Annotated in this window: 17 protein-coding genes and 1 riboswitch; of the genes, 7 read left to right on the top strand and 10 right to left on the bottom strand. The window is 63.7% G+C overall.

Going from position 1 to position 16818, the window contains the following annotated elements:
* Positions 1 to 38: 38 nt before the first annotated feature.
* Positions 39 to 860 (top strand): YflT domain-containing protein, encoded by an 822-nt coding sequence (locus AC1DJW_RS00590; RefSeq protein WP_284751612.1) that lies wholly within the window; start codon positions 39 to 41, stop codon positions 858 to 860.
* 3 nt (positions 861 to 863) lie between these two features.
* Here AC1DJW_RS00590 and AC1DJW_RS00585 read toward each other — a convergent pair whose 3' ends face one another.
* Positions 864 to 3347: an FtsX-like permease family protein gene (locus tag AC1DJW_RS00585; protein WP_476900495.1), complete on the bottom strand. Its 2484-nt coding sequence runs from the start codon at positions 3345 to 3347 to the stop codon at positions 864 to 866.
* Positions 3304 to 4083, bottom strand: coding sequence for an ABC transporter ATP-binding protein (locus tag AC1DJW_RS00580; RefSeq protein WP_476900494.1), 780 nt, complete (start codon positions 4081 to 4083; stop codon positions 3304 to 3306). The genes AC1DJW_RS00585 and AC1DJW_RS00580 overlap by 44 nt, the downstream gene beginning before the upstream one ends.
* A 268-nt stretch (positions 4084 to 4351) precedes the next feature.
* On the opposite strand from AC1DJW_RS00580, the gene AC1DJW_RS00575 reads away from it, so the two are divergent.
* On the top strand, positions 4352 to 4501 hold the full coding sequence (locus AC1DJW_RS00575) for a hypothetical protein (RefSeq protein ID WP_476900493.1): 150 nt from the start codon (positions 4352 to 4354) through the stop codon (positions 4499 to 4501).
* A gap of 77 nt (positions 4502 to 4578) precedes the next feature.
* Here the strand turns inward: AC1DJW_RS00575 and AC1DJW_RS00570 are convergent, their stop codons facing one another.
* Entirely contained in the window at positions 4579 to 6162 is a 1584-nt protein-coding gene (locus AC1DJW_RS00570; protein WP_476900492.1) for an aminopeptidase P family protein, read from the bottom strand.
* A gap of 80 nt (positions 6163 to 6242) precedes the next feature.
* On the opposite strand from AC1DJW_RS00570, the gene AC1DJW_RS00565 reads away from it, so the two are divergent.
* The gene (locus AC1DJW_RS00565; protein WP_284751607.1) at positions 6243 to 7088 is read left to right on the top strand and encodes a PHP domain-containing protein; all 846 of its coding nucleotides are present in this window, start codon (positions 6243 to 6245) and stop codon (positions 7086 to 7088) included.
* On the opposite strand, the gene AC1DJW_RS00560 is transcribed toward AC1DJW_RS00565, so the two are convergent.
* The 4 genes from AC1DJW_RS00560 to thiE all read right to left on the bottom strand — a co-directional run bounded on the left by AC1DJW_RS00560 (position 7085) and on the right by thiE (position 12183).
* The gene (locus tag AC1DJW_RS00560; RefSeq protein ID WP_284751606.1) at positions 7085 to 7948 is read right to left on the bottom strand and encodes a DNA-methyltransferase; all 864 of its coding nucleotides are present in this window, start codon (positions 7946 to 7948) and stop codon (positions 7085 to 7087) included. The two genes, AC1DJW_RS00565 and AC1DJW_RS00560, sit on opposite strands and share 4 nt — an antisense overlap.
* Positions 7949 to 7956: 8 nt before the next feature.
* A complete protein-coding gene (locus AC1DJW_RS00555) occupies positions 7957 to 9651 on the bottom strand; it encodes a DEAD/DEAH box helicase (RefSeq protein ID WP_476900491.1) in 1695 nt (564 codons plus the stop codon).
* Positions 9652 to 9941: 290 nt separating this feature from the next.
* On the bottom strand, positions 9942 to 11456 hold the full coding sequence (locus tag AC1DJW_RS00550; RefSeq protein WP_284751604.1) for an RNB domain-containing ribonuclease: 1515 nt from the start codon (positions 11454 to 11456) through the stop codon (positions 9942 to 9944).
* Positions 11457 to 11493: 37 nt separating this feature from the next.
* The gene (gene thiE, locus AC1DJW_RS00545) at positions 11494 to 12183 is read right to left on the bottom strand and encodes a thiamine phosphate synthase (protein WP_476900490.1); all 690 of its coding nucleotides are present in this window, start codon (positions 12181 to 12183) and stop codon (positions 11494 to 11496) included.
* A 26-nt stretch (positions 12184 to 12209) separates the two neighbouring features.
* Positions 12210 to 12329: riboswitch (TPP riboswitch) on the top strand.
* On the opposite strand from thiE, the gene thiO reads away from it, so the two are divergent.
* The 4 genes from thiO (at position 12321) to AC1DJW_RS00525 (ending at position 15430) form a co-directional block, all read left to right on the top strand.
* Positions 12321 to 13661 carry a glycine oxidase ThiO gene (thiO, locus tag AC1DJW_RS00540; RefSeq protein WP_390279298.1) on the top strand — a complete coding sequence of 447 codons (1341 nt, stop codon included), beginning with the start codon at positions 12321 to 12323 and terminating at the stop codon, positions 13659 to 13661. It overlaps the preceding riboswitch by 9 nt.
* Positions 13658 to 13894 (top strand): sulfur carrier protein ThiS, encoded by a 237-nt coding sequence (gene thiS, locus AC1DJW_RS00535; RefSeq protein ID WP_269992862.1) that lies wholly within the window; start codon positions 13658 to 13660, stop codon positions 13892 to 13894. The genes thiO and thiS overlap by 4 nt, the downstream gene beginning before the upstream one ends.
* A 3-nt stretch (positions 13895 to 13897) precedes the next feature.
* Positions 13898 to 14704 carry a thiazole synthase gene (locus tag AC1DJW_RS00530; RefSeq protein ID WP_284751601.1) on the top strand — a complete coding sequence of 269 codons (807 nt, stop codon included), beginning with the start codon at positions 13898 to 13900 and terminating at the stop codon, positions 14702 to 14704.
* A gap of 60 nt (positions 14705 to 14764) precedes the next feature.
* On the top strand, positions 14765 to 15430 hold the full coding sequence (locus AC1DJW_RS00525) for a 4a-hydroxytetrahydrobiopterin dehydratase (RefSeq protein WP_284751600.1): 666 nt from the start codon (positions 14765 to 14767) through the stop codon (positions 15428 to 15430).
* A gap of 50 nt (positions 15431 to 15480) precedes the next feature.
* Here AC1DJW_RS00525 and AC1DJW_RS00520 read toward each other — a convergent pair whose 3' ends face one another.
* The 3 genes from AC1DJW_RS00520 to AC1DJW_RS00510 are packed head-to-tail and all read right to left on the bottom strand — an operon-like array spanning position 15481 to position 16733.
* A complete protein-coding gene (locus tag AC1DJW_RS00520; protein ID WP_284751599.1) occupies positions 15481 to 15783 on the bottom strand; it encodes a hypothetical protein in 303 nt (100 codons plus the stop codon).
* Positions 15784 to 15819: 36 nt separating this feature from the next.
* Positions 15820 to 16044, bottom strand: a complete 225-nt coding sequence (locus AC1DJW_RS00515) for a DUF3107 domain-containing protein (RefSeq protein ID WP_268021085.1) — start codon at positions 16042 to 16044, stop codon at positions 15820 to 15822.
* 50 nt (positions 16045 to 16094) lie between these two features.
* Positions 16095 to 16733: a TetR/AcrR family transcriptional regulator gene (locus AC1DJW_RS00510; protein WP_284751706.1), complete on the bottom strand. Its 639-nt coding sequence runs from the start codon at positions 16731 to 16733 to the stop codon at positions 16095 to 16097.
* Positions 16734 to 16818: the final 85 nt, after the last annotated feature.

Genomic DNA, 16818 nt, shown 5'->3' with positions numbered 1-16818 from the left:
TTCAGCCGGTTCACATGTGTATGGGACAGAATGGGGGTATGGCGAACATTTTCGGTGCCCCCAAGGCCACGGAGGAATCCCGCAGCGTCCCCAAAGGCGACACCGTGGGCTCTTACACTTCCTATCTCGATGCCCAAAAGGCGGTGGATTACCTTGCCGACCAGCAGTTCCCCGTCCAGCATGTCTCCATTGTCGGAAACGACCTCAAAATGGTGGAGCGGGTAACGGGACGGCTCAGTTACCCCCGGGTCGCTTTGTCCGGCGCCCTGAGCGGTATGTGGTTCGGCCTGTTCGTGGGCGTCATGCTTTCGTTCTTCACCCCGGCCGGAGGCCCCTTCTCGATCGTGACGTCGGTCCTCATGGGTGCGGCATTCTTCATGCTCTTTGGGATCGTCACCTACGCTGCGCAGCGCGGGAAGCGGGACTTCACCTCCACCAGCCAGGTGGTGGCGACGAACTATGACGTGATTGTCGCGCTGGAAGCGTCACAGGAAGCCCGCCGGCTACTTCACCAGTTGCCGATGAATCCCGCCGAGGCGGCTTTCGGCCGGCCGCCGCAGGCATACACGCCGCAGGACTACCGGAATCCGCCGGTCCATCCAAGTGCACCGCAGGGCCCGGCCCCGGAGCGCCCGGCTTCTTGGCAGGACCCTTACGGCCAGCGTGGACCCGAAGCAGCACAGGGAACGGCTGGTGAGGCCGCCCAGCCTGTCGCAGATGCCCCGGTCGCGGCCGCGCGGCCAACCACCGGCGTTCGCTACCCGGACCTTCCCGATGGCCGGCCGCAGTACGGTGTGCGGGTGAACGAACCAGGAAACGGCGAGCAGACCGGAAACGGTGAGGATCAGGCGAAGCAGTAGTTATTACTCGGCCCTCAGGGCCGCTACAGGCTCTATTCGAGCCGCCCTGCGGCTCGGTCCTATCGCCGCCAGGCATAAGGCAGTCAAGGTGACAATTGCGATTCCACTGAATGGCAGGACGGAAAAAGTCGTGCTCAGCGTCACGCCGAGTGCCCCGGCGACAAGCTGGGTTAGTACCCACCCAGCCAACTGACCAACGAGAAGTCCCGCAGCCAGCGCCGCAATTCCGATCAAGATCGCGTCAACGGCAACGAGCCTCGTGATGTCGCCCCGGGTGGCACCAATCGCGCGCAACATCCCGAACTCTTTCTCCCGACGAGCGACGCCGACTGAGAACAGGCCGGCCGCGCCGAGCGCGCCGAGACTGAGCGCCAGCACAACGATGCCGAAGGCGGCTCCGGCGTAGGAGCCGAGCTCTGATTCTGCGCGCTCCTTCATTTTGGCGGCAGTGATCACCGAGACCCCAGGGATGTCGGCAACTGAATCAGCGATCGTGTCCCGGAGCGCTGTGACGTCGGCACCCGGCCTCGCTTCTACATTCCAGCCGTTGGATCCAGTAATTCCGAGCTCGGCTGCCGCGTTGCGACTCATCACCACCTGGTTTCCTGTTGCCAAGGACGCGTACGTCCCGACAAGGCGAAGCGAGAGGGTCTTGCCTGCTCGATCTAATTGGACGGTGTCGCCCAAGGAAATATCGCGGCTCGCGGCGAGCGCTTCAGGAATGATGACCGCGCCTCCCTTTTTCAGGGCAGCGGGTGCAGATCCGTCACTTCCCTGACTCCACGGAAGCTGAGCTGTGGCGAAGTAGCTATTTGGATCGACAGCCAGGATTGCAACCTGGCTCGTGGCGCCTTGGAACTGCAATGCTGCGTGATCCCAAACTGTGTCCGAAACCCTGTTGATCAATTGAATTGCCGCCAGGCGTTCGTCTAATTTTTCAGCGATGGGCGTCGTAGACGATATTTGAATGTCGGCCCCGAATTGACGGCCAATCTGCTCCGTCATGGCACTCCGTACAGAGCCGACCCCGATCACAAGGGCCGCAGCCAGGCAGACGACAACGCCCATGATGGCCGTCGTCGAGTCGAGCGATGTGTGGTTGCGTAGACGCTGAGCCGCAGCCTTGCCCGTCCACCCTCTGAAGATCTGTAGCCTGGTGCAGGCGATGAGAATTGACGGAGCAAGGAAGCCCGCGGCGGCCAGCGATATGACGAAGCCAATGAGCTTGACGACGAGCGAGTCGAACAAGTAGCTGCCCGCTCCGAATATGAGGAGCATGATGCCGAGGGCGACGCGGAATTTCTTTGAAGACCTGCGCTCCGCGTCTTCGGGCGAGATGGCCGTAAGAGGGGCCTGGCGCAGCACTTTCACTATGGCCCGGGCCGCCCCGGCGCAGCCCGCGGCGACCCCGCTCAGGATGGCAAGCAGAACTTGCCAAAGTTCGACCGCCACGGTTGCTGGAGGTATGTTGCCAACAGACGATAGGCCTTGGTTGAGGATCCAGCTGACACCAAACCCAAGCCCCAGCCCGACCATCGAGCACGCGAACGCGAGCATCAGTGCCTCACACAAGACGGCGCCCGCCAGCCAGGAACCGCGGGCGCCGACAGCGCGCATGACACCATAAGTCAGCCGGCGGGCATTCTCTACGGACTGGAAGGCCATCGCTGATAAGAGGATCGAGATGCCTAGTACGGTGCCGGAGGCGATCATCAAGATGAGTGAAACAACCGCGATGAGGGGACCGAGGGTCGAATTGAAGGCAGAAGTGTCCTGTACTTTGAACTGAGGAGGCAGGCTGGACGAATACTCGCTCTGCCAGCGTTCAGCGGAGGTCCCGGCCGCCAGCTGGATGTCAACCCTCGATACTTGGCCTTGTTGCTTGAAGATCATCTGGGCGTAGGACAAATCGACAAAAATGTTGTCGTACGCCAACGGACCAAGAACCTTGCCATTGAACACGCCAACAATGCGCAGTTGGGTGGTAGCGTCGCTCGACGCGACCACCAGCGAATCGCCAACGTCTACGCCTAAGCGCGAAGCCACGTCAGACGGAACCAGTGCCTCAGGCTTGCTTACGGCAGGGAGCCCGCCCCGAAGCTCAAGCCTCATGAGTTGAAGCTCAGTGTTGAACGTCGTGGGGTAACCCGTAACCGTCAGCGGGCGGCCTGTTCCAACGGTTCCCGCAGGCCGGACGCTCGAATTCCGTGCCAGAGTCGGGATCGGCGTCGCAACGCCAGGGAGATCCGCCACGGCCTTCACTGCGCTCTCCGGGACCGTGGTCCCGGGAATAGCAGGCACGACCGCGACGTCGCCTATGCCCGACAGCGAGCCGGCTCCTTGCGACAGCTGGTCGTTGATGCTCTTCGATGTAAGCAGGGTGCCGAAAGTGAGCGCAACGCCGAACACCAGCGCAACCGCTGCGACTCCATATCGGGAAAAATCAAAGCGAAGTTGCCGCAAACCACGAGCGAACGCGCTCATCATGGTGAGAATCTCCCTCCCGATGTGGTCCGTTGAGGGTCAGGTCAAGTTGATCAACGATCTTCCCGTCCCGCAGCGCGATGATCCGGTCGGCGTAACTCGCAGCATATGGATCATGGGTGACCATCAGCCCGGTCGTGCGACGACCGTCTCCGATCGCGTCGCGAATCAGACGGAGAACAATATCCCTATTCCCGGAGTCGAGGCTTCCTGTCGGCTCATCGGCTAGGACGACGCTAGGAGCCCCGAATAGCGCTCGAGCGACGGCGACCCGCTGACGTTGCCCGCCTGACAATTGATCGGGAAACCTATCGGCATATTCAAGCAATCCCAGCTGATCGAGCAGCACCAGAGCATCTGATCGCCAACGAAAGCCTCTTTGACCGGAAACAATCGATGACAACCCGACGTTCTCCACCACCGTCATGCTCGGAACAAGATGAAATGCCTGGAAAATGAATCCAATATTCTCCCGCCGGAAGATTGTCTTCTGTTTTTCATCCATCTCGGAGACCCGGAGTCCTGCTACGTCTATACTCCCTGCAGTCGGCGAATCGATTCCACCGAGCAATTGGAGCAGGGTTGACTTGCCGGATCCAGATGGGCCAATGACGGCAACAAGTTCACCCGGCTGGATCTCCAGTTCAGCAATGTCTAGTGCGGCTTTCTCGTTTCCGGCACCGTCGTCATAGTGGCGACGAACGCTTTTGAGGGAAATGGCGGGAAGGTTGCCGGTCACGTCTCGATGGCCCAGACCTGGGGGAGCATCCGCTCAAATTCGAACCACATTTCCCATTCTCCGACTTCTCCGGCGAGAAGCTCCGACTCGATGACCTCCCAAACGGCAAGCAGGGAGCGGCGACGTTCTTGCTATCTCACTTGGTTCGTTGGTGGCGATACACAAGCCTCGCCACCAACGAACCAAGCATGGCAACAGCACCAAACGGGGGATCGACTATCGGTGCTGCGCCTAGGAGGAGGGTACAAGTGCCGAGGGGCGTCTCCGTGTGGAATTCGTCAATCTCAGTGGTCAAAACGGCAAATCTCCGTGTAAAAAACCCGAAATTAAGTGGACGGAAGCCGGCGTCTACGTGTTTGAACGCCAGCAGGACATGGCACAGGAGCACCTGCTCATCGCGGCCGGCCATCATTACTAGGGGCGCCCAAAGCAAAAGAGGAGGGCTGCCGGATCATCAAGATCCGGCAGCCCTCCTCTTGCGGTTTGCCTCAGGGGTTACGCTTCGGCGTCCTGGTAGATGCCCGCCATCCAGGACTCGACGTCGTCGGCCTTGCGGGGGAGGGCGGCGCTGAGGTTGATTGGACCGTCAGCCGTCATCAGGATGTCGTCCTCGATCCGGACGCCGATTCCGCGGTAATCCTCCGGAATGGCGAGGTCCTCGTTCTTGAAGTAGAGCCCGGGTTCGATGGTGAACACCATGCCCTCGGTGAGTACGCCGTCCAGGTAGAGATCACGCTTGGCCTGGGCACAGTCATGGACATCCAGACCAAGGTGGTGGCTGGTACCGTGCGGCATCCAGCGGCGGTGCTGCTGGCCTTCGGCACTAATGGCTTCTTCGACGGAGACCGGCAGCAGGCCCCACTCGGCAAGGCGCTCGGCGAGCACCGTGGTGGCGGCCGTGTGGATGTCACGGAACTTCACGCCGGGCTGTGCTGCGGCGAATCCGGCGTCGGCGGCGTCAAGGACGGCTTCGTAGACCTTGCGCTGGACGTCCGAGAACTTTCCGTTGGCCGGAATGGTACGCGTGACGTCGGCTGTGTAGAGCGAGTCTGCCTCCACGCCGGCGTCCAGCAGCAGGAGTTCCCCGGCGTTGACCTTGCCCGTGTTCCGGGTCCAGTGCAGCACCGTGGCGTTGTTTCCGGCGGCCGCGATGGTGTCATAGCCGAGCTCGTTCCCTTCCTCACGGGCACGCGCGAAGAAAGCGCCTTCAATAACGCGTTCGCCGCGGTGGTGGGTCATGGCGCGGGGGAGGGCACGGACGACGTCGGCGAAACCCTCCACGGTCGCGGCCACGGCGATCTTCATCTGCTCGATTTCCCAGGCGTCCTTGAGCAAGCGCAACTCGGAGAGCGCCTCGCTGAGCAGTTCGTCGAGGGCATCGAGTTCGCCGAGGTCCAGGTTCTCCGGATCCTTGGCTGTGTTGTAGCGGGCGGTGTCCACGAGGGCATCGATGTTCTCGTCGACTTTGCGGACCAGGCGGATGGAGATGCCACCGATTTCCGGGGCGCCTACGTTCTTGGTGATGGCCATCTCGAGTTCGTCGAGATGTGCCGTCCTGAGTCCGAGGCGCGCTTCGAATTCTTCGAGCGTTGGGCGCGCGCCGATCCAGAACTCACCGGAACGCGAGTCGGCGTAGAACTGTTCCGTGTCCCGGCCGGCCAGCGGGCGGAAGTAGAGCGTCGCGAGGTGGTTGCCGCCGTCGTCGCCGGTTCCCTCCTCGACAGGTTCCAGGACCAGCACGGCGTCGGGCTCGTGGTCCAGGCCCAAGCCCGTGAGGTGGGCAAAACCGGAGTGTGGGCGGAAGCGGTAGTCGCAATCGTTCGAGCGGACCTTGAGCGGGCCGGCCGGTACGACGAGTCGTAGGCCCGCGAACTTGTCGGAGATGGCCCGACGTCGGGTGGCGGCGTGGTCTGCGACGGCGTCACGTGCAGGGGTTACCTGCGGCGAGGGCGCCCAATTGCTGGCCATGAACGCCTTGAAGGCATCGGATGTGGGCCGCTGGGAGCGGTTGTTGACGCGCTCCTCCAGTGGCTGGGAGGCTGTGGTTTCACCGTTTTGGGTGTTTTCTGCATCGTTCACCGTCCCATCGTCCCATCAAGGCCGACACTAGGCCAACGCCGCAACGGTCCAAGCCGCCCCTAATCAAATACGCTTGGAAAGTGAAGATCGACCTGCACGCGCACTCCAATGTTTCCGACGGGACCGAGGCTCCCGCGGGAGTGATCGCTTCCGCGTCTGCTGCGGGTCTGGATGTGGTGGCCCTGACCGACCACGACTCCACCGACGGATGGGAGCAGGCCTCCGTCGCGGCCCTCGAATTCGGGGTGGCTTTCGTTCCGGGGATTGAGATCTCGTGCCGCACCCGGGAAGGGATCAGCGTCCACCTGCTGAGCTACCTCCATGATCCCGCACATCCAGGCCTGCTCGAGGAAATCACCAAGGCGAAGGACGCGAGGCTCACCCGCGCCAAGCGCATGGTCACGCTTTTGGCGGAGGATTACCCCTTGAGCTGGGACGATGTCATTCATCATGTGGCTCCGGGTGCCACAGTGGGCCGGCCCCACATCGCCGACGCCCTCGTGGCCGCCGGTGCCGTTGCGAGCCGCTCCGAAGCGTTCACCGCGATCCTGACTTCGCACTCGCGCTACTTCGTGCAGCACTACGCACCCGACCCGGCGCTCGCCGTCGAGCTCGTCCGCGCGGCGGGCGGTGTCCCTGTTTTCGCGCATCCAGTGGCTTCGGCCCGCGGCCGGGTAGTCGGGGAACGGACTTACCGGGAAATGATCGACGCCGGCCTCCTGGGGCTGGAAGTGGAACACCGCGACAATCCCGAGGAAGGCCGCGTGTTCCTGCGCCGCCTGGCCGCCGAACACGGCTTGTTCATGACCGGTTCGTCCGACTACCACGGAACCGGCAAGCCCAATCTGCTCGGGGAGAACCTGACGTCCCCCGAGGTCCTGGCCCGCATCGAGGAACTGGGCACGGGAAGTTTTGTGGTCCGCTAGGTGGGATAGAAGGTGGCCTTGCCGTCCAGGCGCTTCCGCATCACTTCGATTGCCGGGGCGTTCTGGTCCACGCACACAAACTTGCGCTCGAGTTTCGCCGCGACTGAACCGAGGGTGCCCGAGCCGGCGAAGAAATCGAGGCACCAGTCTCCTGGCCGGCTCGATGCCGTGACGATCCGCCGGACCAGTCCTTCGGGCTTTTGCGTCGGGTAGCCGGTCTTTTCCTTGCCGGTCGGGGAAACGATGGTGTGCCACCAAACATCCGTGGGAAGCTTCCCCAGTTCGCGTTTGGCGGGCGTCACGAGGCCAGGTGCCATGTACGGCTCACGGTCAACCTCGGCGTTGTCGAAGTGGTACTTCGAGGGGTTCTTGACGTACACGAGGATATTGTCGTGCTTGGTGGGCCAGCGGTTCTTGGCGCGTGCGCCATAGTCGTAGGCCCAGATGATCTCGTTCAGGAAACACTCCCTGCCGAAGATCGCGTCCAGCATGACCTTGGCGTAGTGCACCTCGCGGTAGTCGAGATGCAAGTACAAAGTGCCGTCGTCCGCGAGCAGGCGCCAGGCCTCCACGAGCCGGGGTTCCAGGAAGGACCAGTAGTCGCTGAACGCGTCGTCGTAGCGGTGCAGGGCGCCCTTGATGGTGTCATACGAGCGCCCCTTGAAGCCGACGCGGTCGCCGTCGCCATCGGCGTTGCGGACCATGCGCGTTTCCTGGCGGCTCTGGACCCGGCCCGTATTGAAGGGCGGGTCCACGTAAATCAGTGTGAAGGCGCCGTCCGGCAGCGTCGGGAGGAAATCCGCGTTGTCCGCGTGAACCACCAAATTGCTGCCGTCCGGCGCCCAAACAAGGTCAGTCATTGAGGCCGTTAAGCCTCGGTGCTCTCGCCGGATGCACCGGAAGCGGATACCACTTCGCCGTTGCGGCGGCGGGTGCGGGAACGACGTGCGCGGGCAGGCTTGTCAGCGCCCTCGCCGGACTGCGGCTCGGCAGACCGGGCCGTTGCCTCAGCGGGGGCTGCCTCACCTTCGGACGTACGACGGCGGCGGGTTCGGTTGCGTCCGCCCTCACCGTCGCCTTCCCGGGACGGAGCGTCGCCGGACTTGGGACCGCGGCGGGCACCTTCACGGCCACCGTCACGGCCGGAGCGTCCACGCGCGGAATCGCCGCTGGAACGGGAGTTCTTCTTGCCGGTCTCGCCCAGGTCTTCAAGGACCTCGGCGTCGACGCCCGCAAGGGTGCGCTGGTTGCGGGGCAGGCGGCCTTTGGTGCCTTCCGGAATATCCAGGTCCGAGAACAGGTGCGGGGACGAAGAGTACGTCTCCACGGGCTCGGGAGAGCTCAACCCGAGGGCCTTGTTGATGAGGGCCCAGCGGGGGACGTCGTCCCAGTCGACGAACGTGACCGCGGTGCCCTTGTTGCCGGCACGGCCGGTGCGGCCAACGCGGTGCAAGTAGATCTTTTCGTCTTCGACACACTGGTAGTTGATGACGTGCGTGACGTCGTCCACGTCGATGCCCCGGGCGGCGACATCCGTGGCCACCAGGACGTCGACCTTGTTGTTGCGGAAGGCGCGCAGGGCCTGCTCGCGGGCGCCCTGGCCGAGGTCGCCGTGGATAGCCGCGGCAGCGAAGCCGCGATCCACGAGTTCCTCGGCAACCTTGGCTGCGGTGCGCTTGGTCTTGGTGAAGATGATGGTCCGGCCACGGCCGCGTGACTGCAGAATGCGGGCCACGACCTCGATCTTGTCCATGCTGTGGGCACGGTAGATCAGCTGGCGGATGTCTCGCTTGGTCAGGCCTTCGTCGTTCGGGTCGGCGGCACGGATGTGCGTGGGCTGCGTCATGTAGCGGCGGGCCATGGCAATGACCGGGCCGGGCATGGTTGCCGAGAAGAGAAGAGTCTGGCGGACGGCGGGAGTGCCGGCAATCAGCGTCTCCACGTCCGGAAGGAAGCCGAGGTCAAGCATCTCGTCTGCTTCGTCGAGAATCACCATGCGAACGTTCTTGAGGTTCAGGTGCTTCTGCTTGTAGAGGTCGATCAATCGGCCGGGCGTGCCGACAACAACCTCGACGCCCTTCTGCAGGGCTTCGATCTGGGGCTCGTAAGCGCGGCCGCCGTAGATGGTAGCGATGCGGGCGTTGCGCTTCCGCGATGCTGTCTGGAGGTCGTTGGCCACCTGAACGGCGAGTTCACGGGTAGGAACAATCACGAGGGCCTGGGGTGCGCCCGGGACAGCGAGCTTTTCATGGCCGGCGTCGCCGGGTCCGACGACGCGCTGCAGCGCCGGAATGCCGAAGCCGAGGGTCTTTCCGGTGCCGGTCTTGGCCTGGCCGATGATGTCGTGACCGCCCAAGGCCACCGGGAGGGTCATGGCCTGGATGGGGAAGGGGTGGGTGATTCCGGCATCGGCGAGGGATTCAACGATGTCGGCGCGGACGTTGTAGTCGGCGAAGGACTTTTCTGCGATCTCGTGCGGTGTTTCGTCCGAGGAAATGGTTTCCTCGGGTTCGATCGTTTCGGTTCCGTCTGTCAGAACTTCATGGGTGTGCAATTCACTCACAGTGGAGTTTTCCTTATTCATTTTGGGCTGCGCTGCGTGCTCAACGGTTGTGGCCGGGCCGTTCCGGAGCACGAATGGGCGCAAGCAAATCCAGTGGAAGCCGATCGCGGGCTATCTAAATACTGGCACTGGGGACCAGCTGGTGTATCTCAAGATCGCGTAGGGGCGGGCTTGTTGATGTCAAAAAAATTAACTGAATCAACGACCGGGCATCCATTACTACTCACACAGTCTAGCGTCTGGAGGCAATAAACCCCGGATCGCGGTTCCAGGCCTGCGAACTGAGTGCGCTACGGGAGCAGTTCGAAGGTGATTTCGCGGGTGGCGATGTCCGCGTCAAGCAGTTTCACACGGACCTTCGTACCGGACTCCATTTCGCCGTCGCAACGAGCGGTGACCGCGGGTTCGGCGATCTGGACGATGCCGTAGGGGCCGTGCGGGGCTCCGTTCCCATTGCCGTTTCCGTTGTTGCCGTTGGTGCTGTTCCCGTTGCCGTTTCCGTTGTTCTTGGCGGGTTTCGATCCGGAGATCACGACGGCGTCGAATTCCTGTCCGATGTGGTTCACCAGGAGTGCTGCCTCCACGGTGTCCAGGGCCAGGCGCTCCATTTTGGCGGCAAGCTGGTCGGATGACGCCATGATCTCGGGCAGGCTCGGCAAAGCGTCCCTGGCCCATGCAGGGATCTCTGTTCCATTACTCAGTGCTTCGCAGATGACCAGGACAAAACGATCGACCAGCCTGCGCAATGGCGCCGTGGTGTGGGCGTACGGTGCGCCGATGGCTGACTGCATGACGCTTCCCGGTACTTCGCCGTCGAAAGGCGTGTAGCCGGCGCCGCGGAAAAGCAGCCCCGCGGAGTGGAGGATGGCCAGTTGCCGGGGGTCCTTGGCGTCGAGGGTCCGCAGGTACTCGCCATAGCTGGTCCCCTCGGTCCAGGGCTTGCCGAGTGCCCCCGTTTGCCGTTTGAAATGGAGCAGCGAGCGTTCATCGGGCGCCGGCATGGTGCGCAGGATTCCCACTTTGCCGTCGAGCATCAGTTGCGCGGCGGCCATCCCGGTCATGAGGGAAATCTGGGCGTTCCAGTCCTCCACCGGCAGCGAGGGAGCTGCGACGATCCTGTACCCCTCGCCGTCGGGCAATTGGACGATTTCCTGTTCAGGCATGTTCAGGCTTGCTCCGCCGCGGCGGCGTTCGAGTTCCACCCGCTTGAGCCCGACGTCCTTGAGGAGTTGGAGGACCGGATCGGCCGTTCCGGAATCGATCTCCGCCTGGACACCCTTGTAGTTGAGCTTCGCGCGGCTGCGAACGCTTGCCCGGCGGACGGAGACGGTGCGGAACTCCGCCTCGGCATCGAGTTCGAAGTCCCATACAAATGCGCCGCACGTTTGGCCGGCCAACAGGCTTCCGGCATGCTCGCTGATGATCTCGGGGTGCAGCGGTATGCGGCCATCCGGGGCGTAGTATGTTTGCCCCCGGTGGCGGGTCTCGGCGTCGAGCGCTCCTCCGGGCGGCACAAAGGATGGCACATCGGAGATGGCGTAGAGAACCCTGTAACCATCGCCGGAACGGTCAATGAAGAGGGCCTGGTCCAGATCGGTGGAAGAGGCCGGGTCGATCGTGATGAACGGAACGTCCGTGAGGTCCTGCACCGGCAGGGTGTGTCCGGAAACCGCGGCTTCGGCGTCACGCAGCGCTTCAACGGGATAGCCGGCGGGCAGCTCGAGTTCAGTCCGAAGCGCCGCCAGTGCTTCCGCGAGCCGGTTCGACGTTTCACTGACATTCGGGGCTATCCGCTGATGTGACACGAAAGTCAGGGTAACTCCAAAATCTTTCGGCGTCTCGCTAGGCCGCCGCTGCGTCAAGGGCGGCCAGGAGTGCCTGGGCCGCCGCCGTCGGATCCTGTGCTTCGGTGATGGCTCGCACCACCACGATGCGGCTGGCGCCAGCCCGCACTACCTCTTCCACGTTGCTGAGATCGATGCCGCCGATCGCAAACCAAGGGAGCACAACACCGCCGACGGTCTCCTCGTCTGCCTGCTTCACCGCGTTGGCGGCGTACTTCACCAGATCGAGCCCGACGGCGGAGCGTCCGGGCTTGGTGGGGGTGGCCCATACCGGCCCGACGCAGAAGTAGTCCAGGCCGCTGCGGCCGGGTGATGCGGCGATGGCTGCGTCAATCTGTTCCGGCGTGTGCGTGGAGAGCCCGATGATGGCGGGGTCGTGGAGCAGCTTCCGGGCCGCCCGCAGTGGAATGTCCTTTTGGCCGATATGGAACACCGGTGCGCCGGAGAGGGAAGCTACGTCCGCGCGGTCGTTGACGGCCCAGAGACGGCCGTGGCGGTGCGCCACGGATTGCAGGATCTCCAGGAGCTCCAGTTCCTCTGCCGCTTCGATGGTCTTGTCGCGCAGCTGGATGATGTCCACGCCGCCCTCGAATGCGGCGTCGACAAACTGCTCAAAATCACCCCGTTGCTTGCGGGCGTCGGTGCAGAGGTAGAGGCGGGCGGTGGTGTGGACATCGTGCTGGGTCATGGAAACAGAGTAGTTCCTCTAAACTGGGCTGGTACCGCGGGAGCCGCGGCGGCAGTCACAATCGCCGCGCGGCTGAGAGGGCTTCAGCGCCGACCGCTTGACCTGATCCGGCTAGTACCGGCGTAGGGAAGGACTCCATGGACGAAGTAAACACCCGGCACGAACCCCTGCGCGCGTCCCTGCATGCGGATGTGGCGGTGATCGGAGGCGGTGTCATCGGCCTTGGCATCGCGTCGGAAGCCCGAAGGTCCGGCCGCTCGGTTGCCCTGATCGATCCCGCACCGGCCAGCGGAGCCACCTTCGCGGCGGCGGGCATGTTGGCGCCCGTCAGTGAACTGCACTACCAGGAAGAGGACCTCCTGGAACTCATGCTCGAATCGTCGGCATTGTGGCCGGACTTCGAACACAATGTGACTGGCTCAAGTGCCGGACGCAGCACGGGTTACCGTACGACGCCGACCCTCGCCGTCGGCGCGGACGCTGCGGACCGCCGGGCGCTCGCCGACCTCCGGGACGTGCAACTGGCCAACGGCCTGCTGGTGGAATCCGTGCCGTTGCGCGAGGCCCGGGAGCGTGAGCCGCTGTTGAGCCCGCAGATTTCCTGTGCCTTCGACATCCCGGGCGACCACCAAGTGGATCCGCGCCGGCTTTCGGCCGCGATCCTTGGCGCACTGGCAGACCACCAGCCGGGCAATTCCAGCTGGATTGCGGGGGCCGAGGGCGGTTTTGCGGTCCACGACACGGCGGCGGGCCTCTTGTGGGAGGACGGACGCGTCGTCGGGGCCGTGCTTGGCTCAGGCGTCAAAGTGCTCGCCGCGGAAACCGTGGTTGCCAACGGCCTGGGCGCCGCCCGCTTGAAGGGCCTGCCGGATGGATTGTCGCTCCCGTTGCGTCCCGTGTACGGCGACATACTGCGGCTGCGCGTCCCGGACCAGCTGCAACCTCTGGTCACCGCCACAGTGCGGGGAATCGTGCGCGGAGTGCCCGTCTACATCGTTCCCCGCGAGGACGGGACAGTGGTGATCGGCGCAACGCAACGTGAAGACGGATTGTCGGCGTCCGGGGGAGCGGCCAACCCGGTGTCGGCGGGCGGTGTGTACCAGTTGCTCCGCGATGCCCAGGTACTGGTCCCGGCCGTGGCTGAACTGGAGCTCCTGGAAGCAACTGCCCGCGCCCGTCCGGGCACTCCGGACAATGCACCGCTGCTGGGCCGTGTAAGGGTAAAAAGTGCCGAAAGGGTGGAAGGAAGCGAAGGGACCGTGCCCGGACTCATCGTGGCGAGCGGATTCTTCCGCCACGGCGTCCTGCTCACTCCGGCGGCGGCGAAAATCTGCGTCGGGCTGATGGACGGCACCGCCGATCCCCGGTGGAGCAAATTCCGCCCGGACCGCTTCTCCCGCCCCCTTTCAGCAGCAAGGGCCTCCACAAACGGCCCATCGGCCGATACCTCGAATCCCCTTCCGAAGGACCACGCATGAACATCAAATTGAACGGCGCAGACCACACGCTGAGCGACGACGCGTCCGTCACCACCCTCGTGAGCCACATCACCGGTCGGGTTGTGGACTCGAGCGGCCAGGCGGCCGACGGACGCAAGATCGGCGTCGCCGTCGCACGCAATTCCGAAGTGGTGCCGCGCAGCCAGTGGGCGGCAACCGCGCTCGCAGAGGGCGACGAACTCGAAATCGTTACCGCAGTACAGGGAGGCTGAACCATGACCACGGCAAGCACTGAAGCAGCAAGCACCCGGACCGACGCCCTGGTGATCGACGGTGTTGAGTTCGGCTCGCGCCTCATCATGGGGACCGGCGGAGCCCCGAGCCTGGACGGACTGGGGGCAGCCTTGCTGGCCTCCGGCACCGAACTCACCACCGTTGCCATGCGGAGGTACTCACCGACGGAAACAGGTTCGCTGTTCCAGTTGCTCGTGGACCACGGCATCCGTGTCCTGCCCAACACGGCCGGCTGTTTTACCGCCAAGGATGCTGTCATGACAGCCGAGCTTGCCCGGGAGGCCTTGGAAACGGATTGGGTGAAGCTTGAGGTCATCGCGGACGAGCACACGCTCCTGCCGGACGCCGTGGAGTTGGTGGACGCAACCGAGAAACTCGTCGACCGCGGATTCAAGGTCTTCGCATACACGAACGACGACCCCGTGCTGGCACTTCGCCTCGAAAACCTCGGAGCCACTGCCGTGATGCCCTTGGGCGCGCCCATCGGCACCGGCTTGGGCATCCTGAATCCCCACAACATCGAGCTGATTGTGTCCCGCGCTTCTGTGCCGGTAGTGCTCGACGCCGGCATCGGCACCGCGTCCGACGCAGCGCTGGCCATGGAGCTCGGCTGCGACGCCGTGCTGCTGGCCACCGCGGTCACCCGTGCGCAGAACCCGGTGCAGATGGGCGAGGCCTTCAAACACGCAGTCATCGCCGGTAGGCTGGCGAAGCAGGCGGGCCGCATCCCGCGCCGGGAACACGCCCTGGCCTCCTCGGCGATGGAAGGCCGGGCCGAGTTCCTCTAGCGGCCCACGCTGGCCTCTCCGGGGATTCCTGCGAATTTCCCCGTCAGCGAAGGAGCCACCATGGCCGGCAAGGATGACGTTCTTAGCAGGTCCGCGATCGACGACGCCTTGGCGGAGCTGCCGGACTGGCGGTACCGCCTTGGCGGCCTCGTCACCGTCTATAAATCCCCGACGTCGGCTGCCGCACTGGAGCTGGTTGCCGCCGTCGGGCGCATCGCCGAGCAGCAGAACCACCACCCGGACCTGGACTGGCGCTTCAACCGGGTGTTCGTCCGGTACACCTCCCACGACGCCGGGAGCGAGGTGACCCGGCGCGACGTCCGGGCGGCCACGAACGCCAGCCAGGTGGCCGCGGAAGCCGGGGCAGTGGCCGAACCCGGGCTCTACCGGACGGTTGAAGTCGGAATCGACACCCCGGATCCGGAAGAGATCTCGGAAGTCTGGAGGGTGGCGCTCGGCTACCGCAAAGGCCGCTTCGGAGACCTCGAAGACCCGTATGGGCGAGGGCCCAACGTGTGGTTCCAAACAACTGAAACACCCAACCCGAACCGGATCCACCTGGATGTGCACAGGAGCCAGGCTGAATCGGGACCCGCCATGGAGAAAACCGCGGCGACGGGTGCGTTAATGGACCGTGACCACGCACCCAAATGGGTGGTGGTCACGGATTCACAAGGAAACCGGCTGTGCCTCTGCACCGAAGCAGGTGACGGGCCGGATCTGTAGATTGAGCCGAAGCGGTAGAGCCGCGGCGCCAGCTAGGGTCTCGCCGCCAGCTAGAGCCTGAGGGCCGCGGTTAGCTGGGCGGTGTCGTGCCGGGCCCGGTGGCGGCCCAGGAAGTACGAGACCACCGCGGCCGCCACGGTACCCAAAATGACGGGCAGGACCCACGGGATCCACGTCACCCCGGGCTGGTAGCCAAAGCCAAGCTGGATGAAGATCATCCAACTCAGCATGGCGACGGCCAGGGAAACACCGGCGGGCAGGGCGATGCCATATGTGCCACGGTGTTTGTCATTTCCCCAGACGATGAAGCCTGAAGCGATGGTGGCTAGCGCCACGATGACAAGTGAGAGCATGCGGACTCCTGGCTCGCTGGTGTTCTGACGTATGAGCTAGAGCGCGCCGAAGCCGACCCGGCGTACTTCTTCGGCACCGATCTCCACGTATCCGAGGACGTTGCCGGGAACGATGACCTGACGGCCCTTTTCGTCGGTCAGACGCAGGTCCGTGCCATTGGCAATGGCGTCGCCCACGATCTTGGCAACAGCCTCGGCATCCAGAGCGGATTCCAGCACGATCTCACGGCCAACGTTCTGAATGCCGATCTTTACTTCCACAGCAGGGCCTCCCAGCCAATCAAGAATTTACTCAGTCCTCTATTTGTAGCCTAGGACTCTTTCGGGAAGCGACTGATTCCGCGCCAAGCTAAACGGTAGATCAAATCGCTGGCGACATCGAGGTCCAAATCGCCATCGGTCTCAAGCCAATACCGGGCACTGACCTGCGCCATTCCTGCTAAGCCCCGGCCCAGCAACTGGGCCTCCAGCGGGGGCAGCTTGGTGTCTTCGGCGATGACCTTGGCGACGGCGTCGGCGAAAGTGCGGTTGAAAGTTTCCAGCCGGGAGCTGACGTCCGGGTCATTGATGAGATCGGATTCGAAGACGAGCCGGTGGGCTTGGTCATCGCTCGCGATGAAACGGTAGTAGGCGCGCATGACGGCCTGGACGCGTTCCTTGTTGTCCGACGTCGAATTGAGTGCCGTCAGCATCTGGTCCGTGAGCATGGCCAGGTGGCTGTCGAGGAGGGCCATGTAGAGCTCCCGCTTGGACGGGAAGTGTTGGTACAGCACCGGCTTGCTGACATGGGCGGTCTCGGCGATTTCGTCCATCGCAGCACCATGGAAGCCGTTGGCAACGAAAACTTCCAAGGCGGCGTTCAAGAGCTGGGCCCGGCGCTCATCGCGTGGCAGCCTTGCCGAGCGTGGCGAACCGATCCGATCTTGCCTGACCTGTGCCTCCTGTTTGATACGTGCACTCTCAGCCACTTGTCTGCCGCCTTTCCTTTGCAGTTATGACCACAATACTGCGCAGTAATATGACCGGGCGGCAGCG

The sequence above is a fragment of the Arthrobacter sp. 05L417 genome (assembly GCF_056397865.1).
Note: the sequence above shows the minus strand (reverse complement) of the source record. Positions and strands in the feature narration are given on the sequence as shown.

Excerpts from the sequence above, each read along its gene's own strand:
- AC1DJW_RS00590 (WP_284751612.1), top strand. The coding sequence starts at position 39 with ATGGCGAACATTTTCGGTGCCCCCAAGGCCACGGAGGAATCCCGCAGC.
- AC1DJW_RS00585 (WP_476900495.1), bottom strand. The coding sequence starts at position 3,347 with ATGATGAGCGCGTTCGCTCGTGGTTTGCGGCAACTTCGCTTTGATTTT.
- AC1DJW_RS00560 (WP_284751606.1), bottom strand. The coding sequence starts at position 7,948 with ATGACTGACCTTGTTTGGGCGCCGGACGGCAGCAATTTGGTGGTTCAC.
- thiE (WP_476900490.1), bottom strand. The coding sequence starts at position 12,183 with ATGACCCAGCACGATGTCCACACCACCGCCCGCCTCTACCTCTGCACC.
- thiO (WP_390279298.1), top strand. The coding sequence starts at position 12,321 with ATGGACGAAGTAAACACCCGGCACGAACCCCTGCGCGCGTCCCTGCAT.
- thiS (WP_269992862.1), top strand. The coding sequence starts at position 13,658 with ATGAACATCAAATTGAACGGCGCAGACCACACGCTGAGCGACGACGCG.
- AC1DJW_RS00530 (WP_284751601.1), top strand. The coding sequence starts at position 13,898 with ATGACCACGGCAAGCACTGAAGCAGCAAGCACCCGGACCGACGCCCTG.
- AC1DJW_RS00525 (WP_284751600.1), top strand. The coding sequence starts at position 14,765 with ATGGCCGGCAAGGATGACGTTCTTAGCAGGTCCGCGATCGACGACGCC.
- AC1DJW_RS00520 (WP_284751599.1), bottom strand. The coding sequence starts at position 15,783 with ATGCTCTCACTTGTCATCGTGGCGCTAGCCACCATCGCTTCAGGCTTC.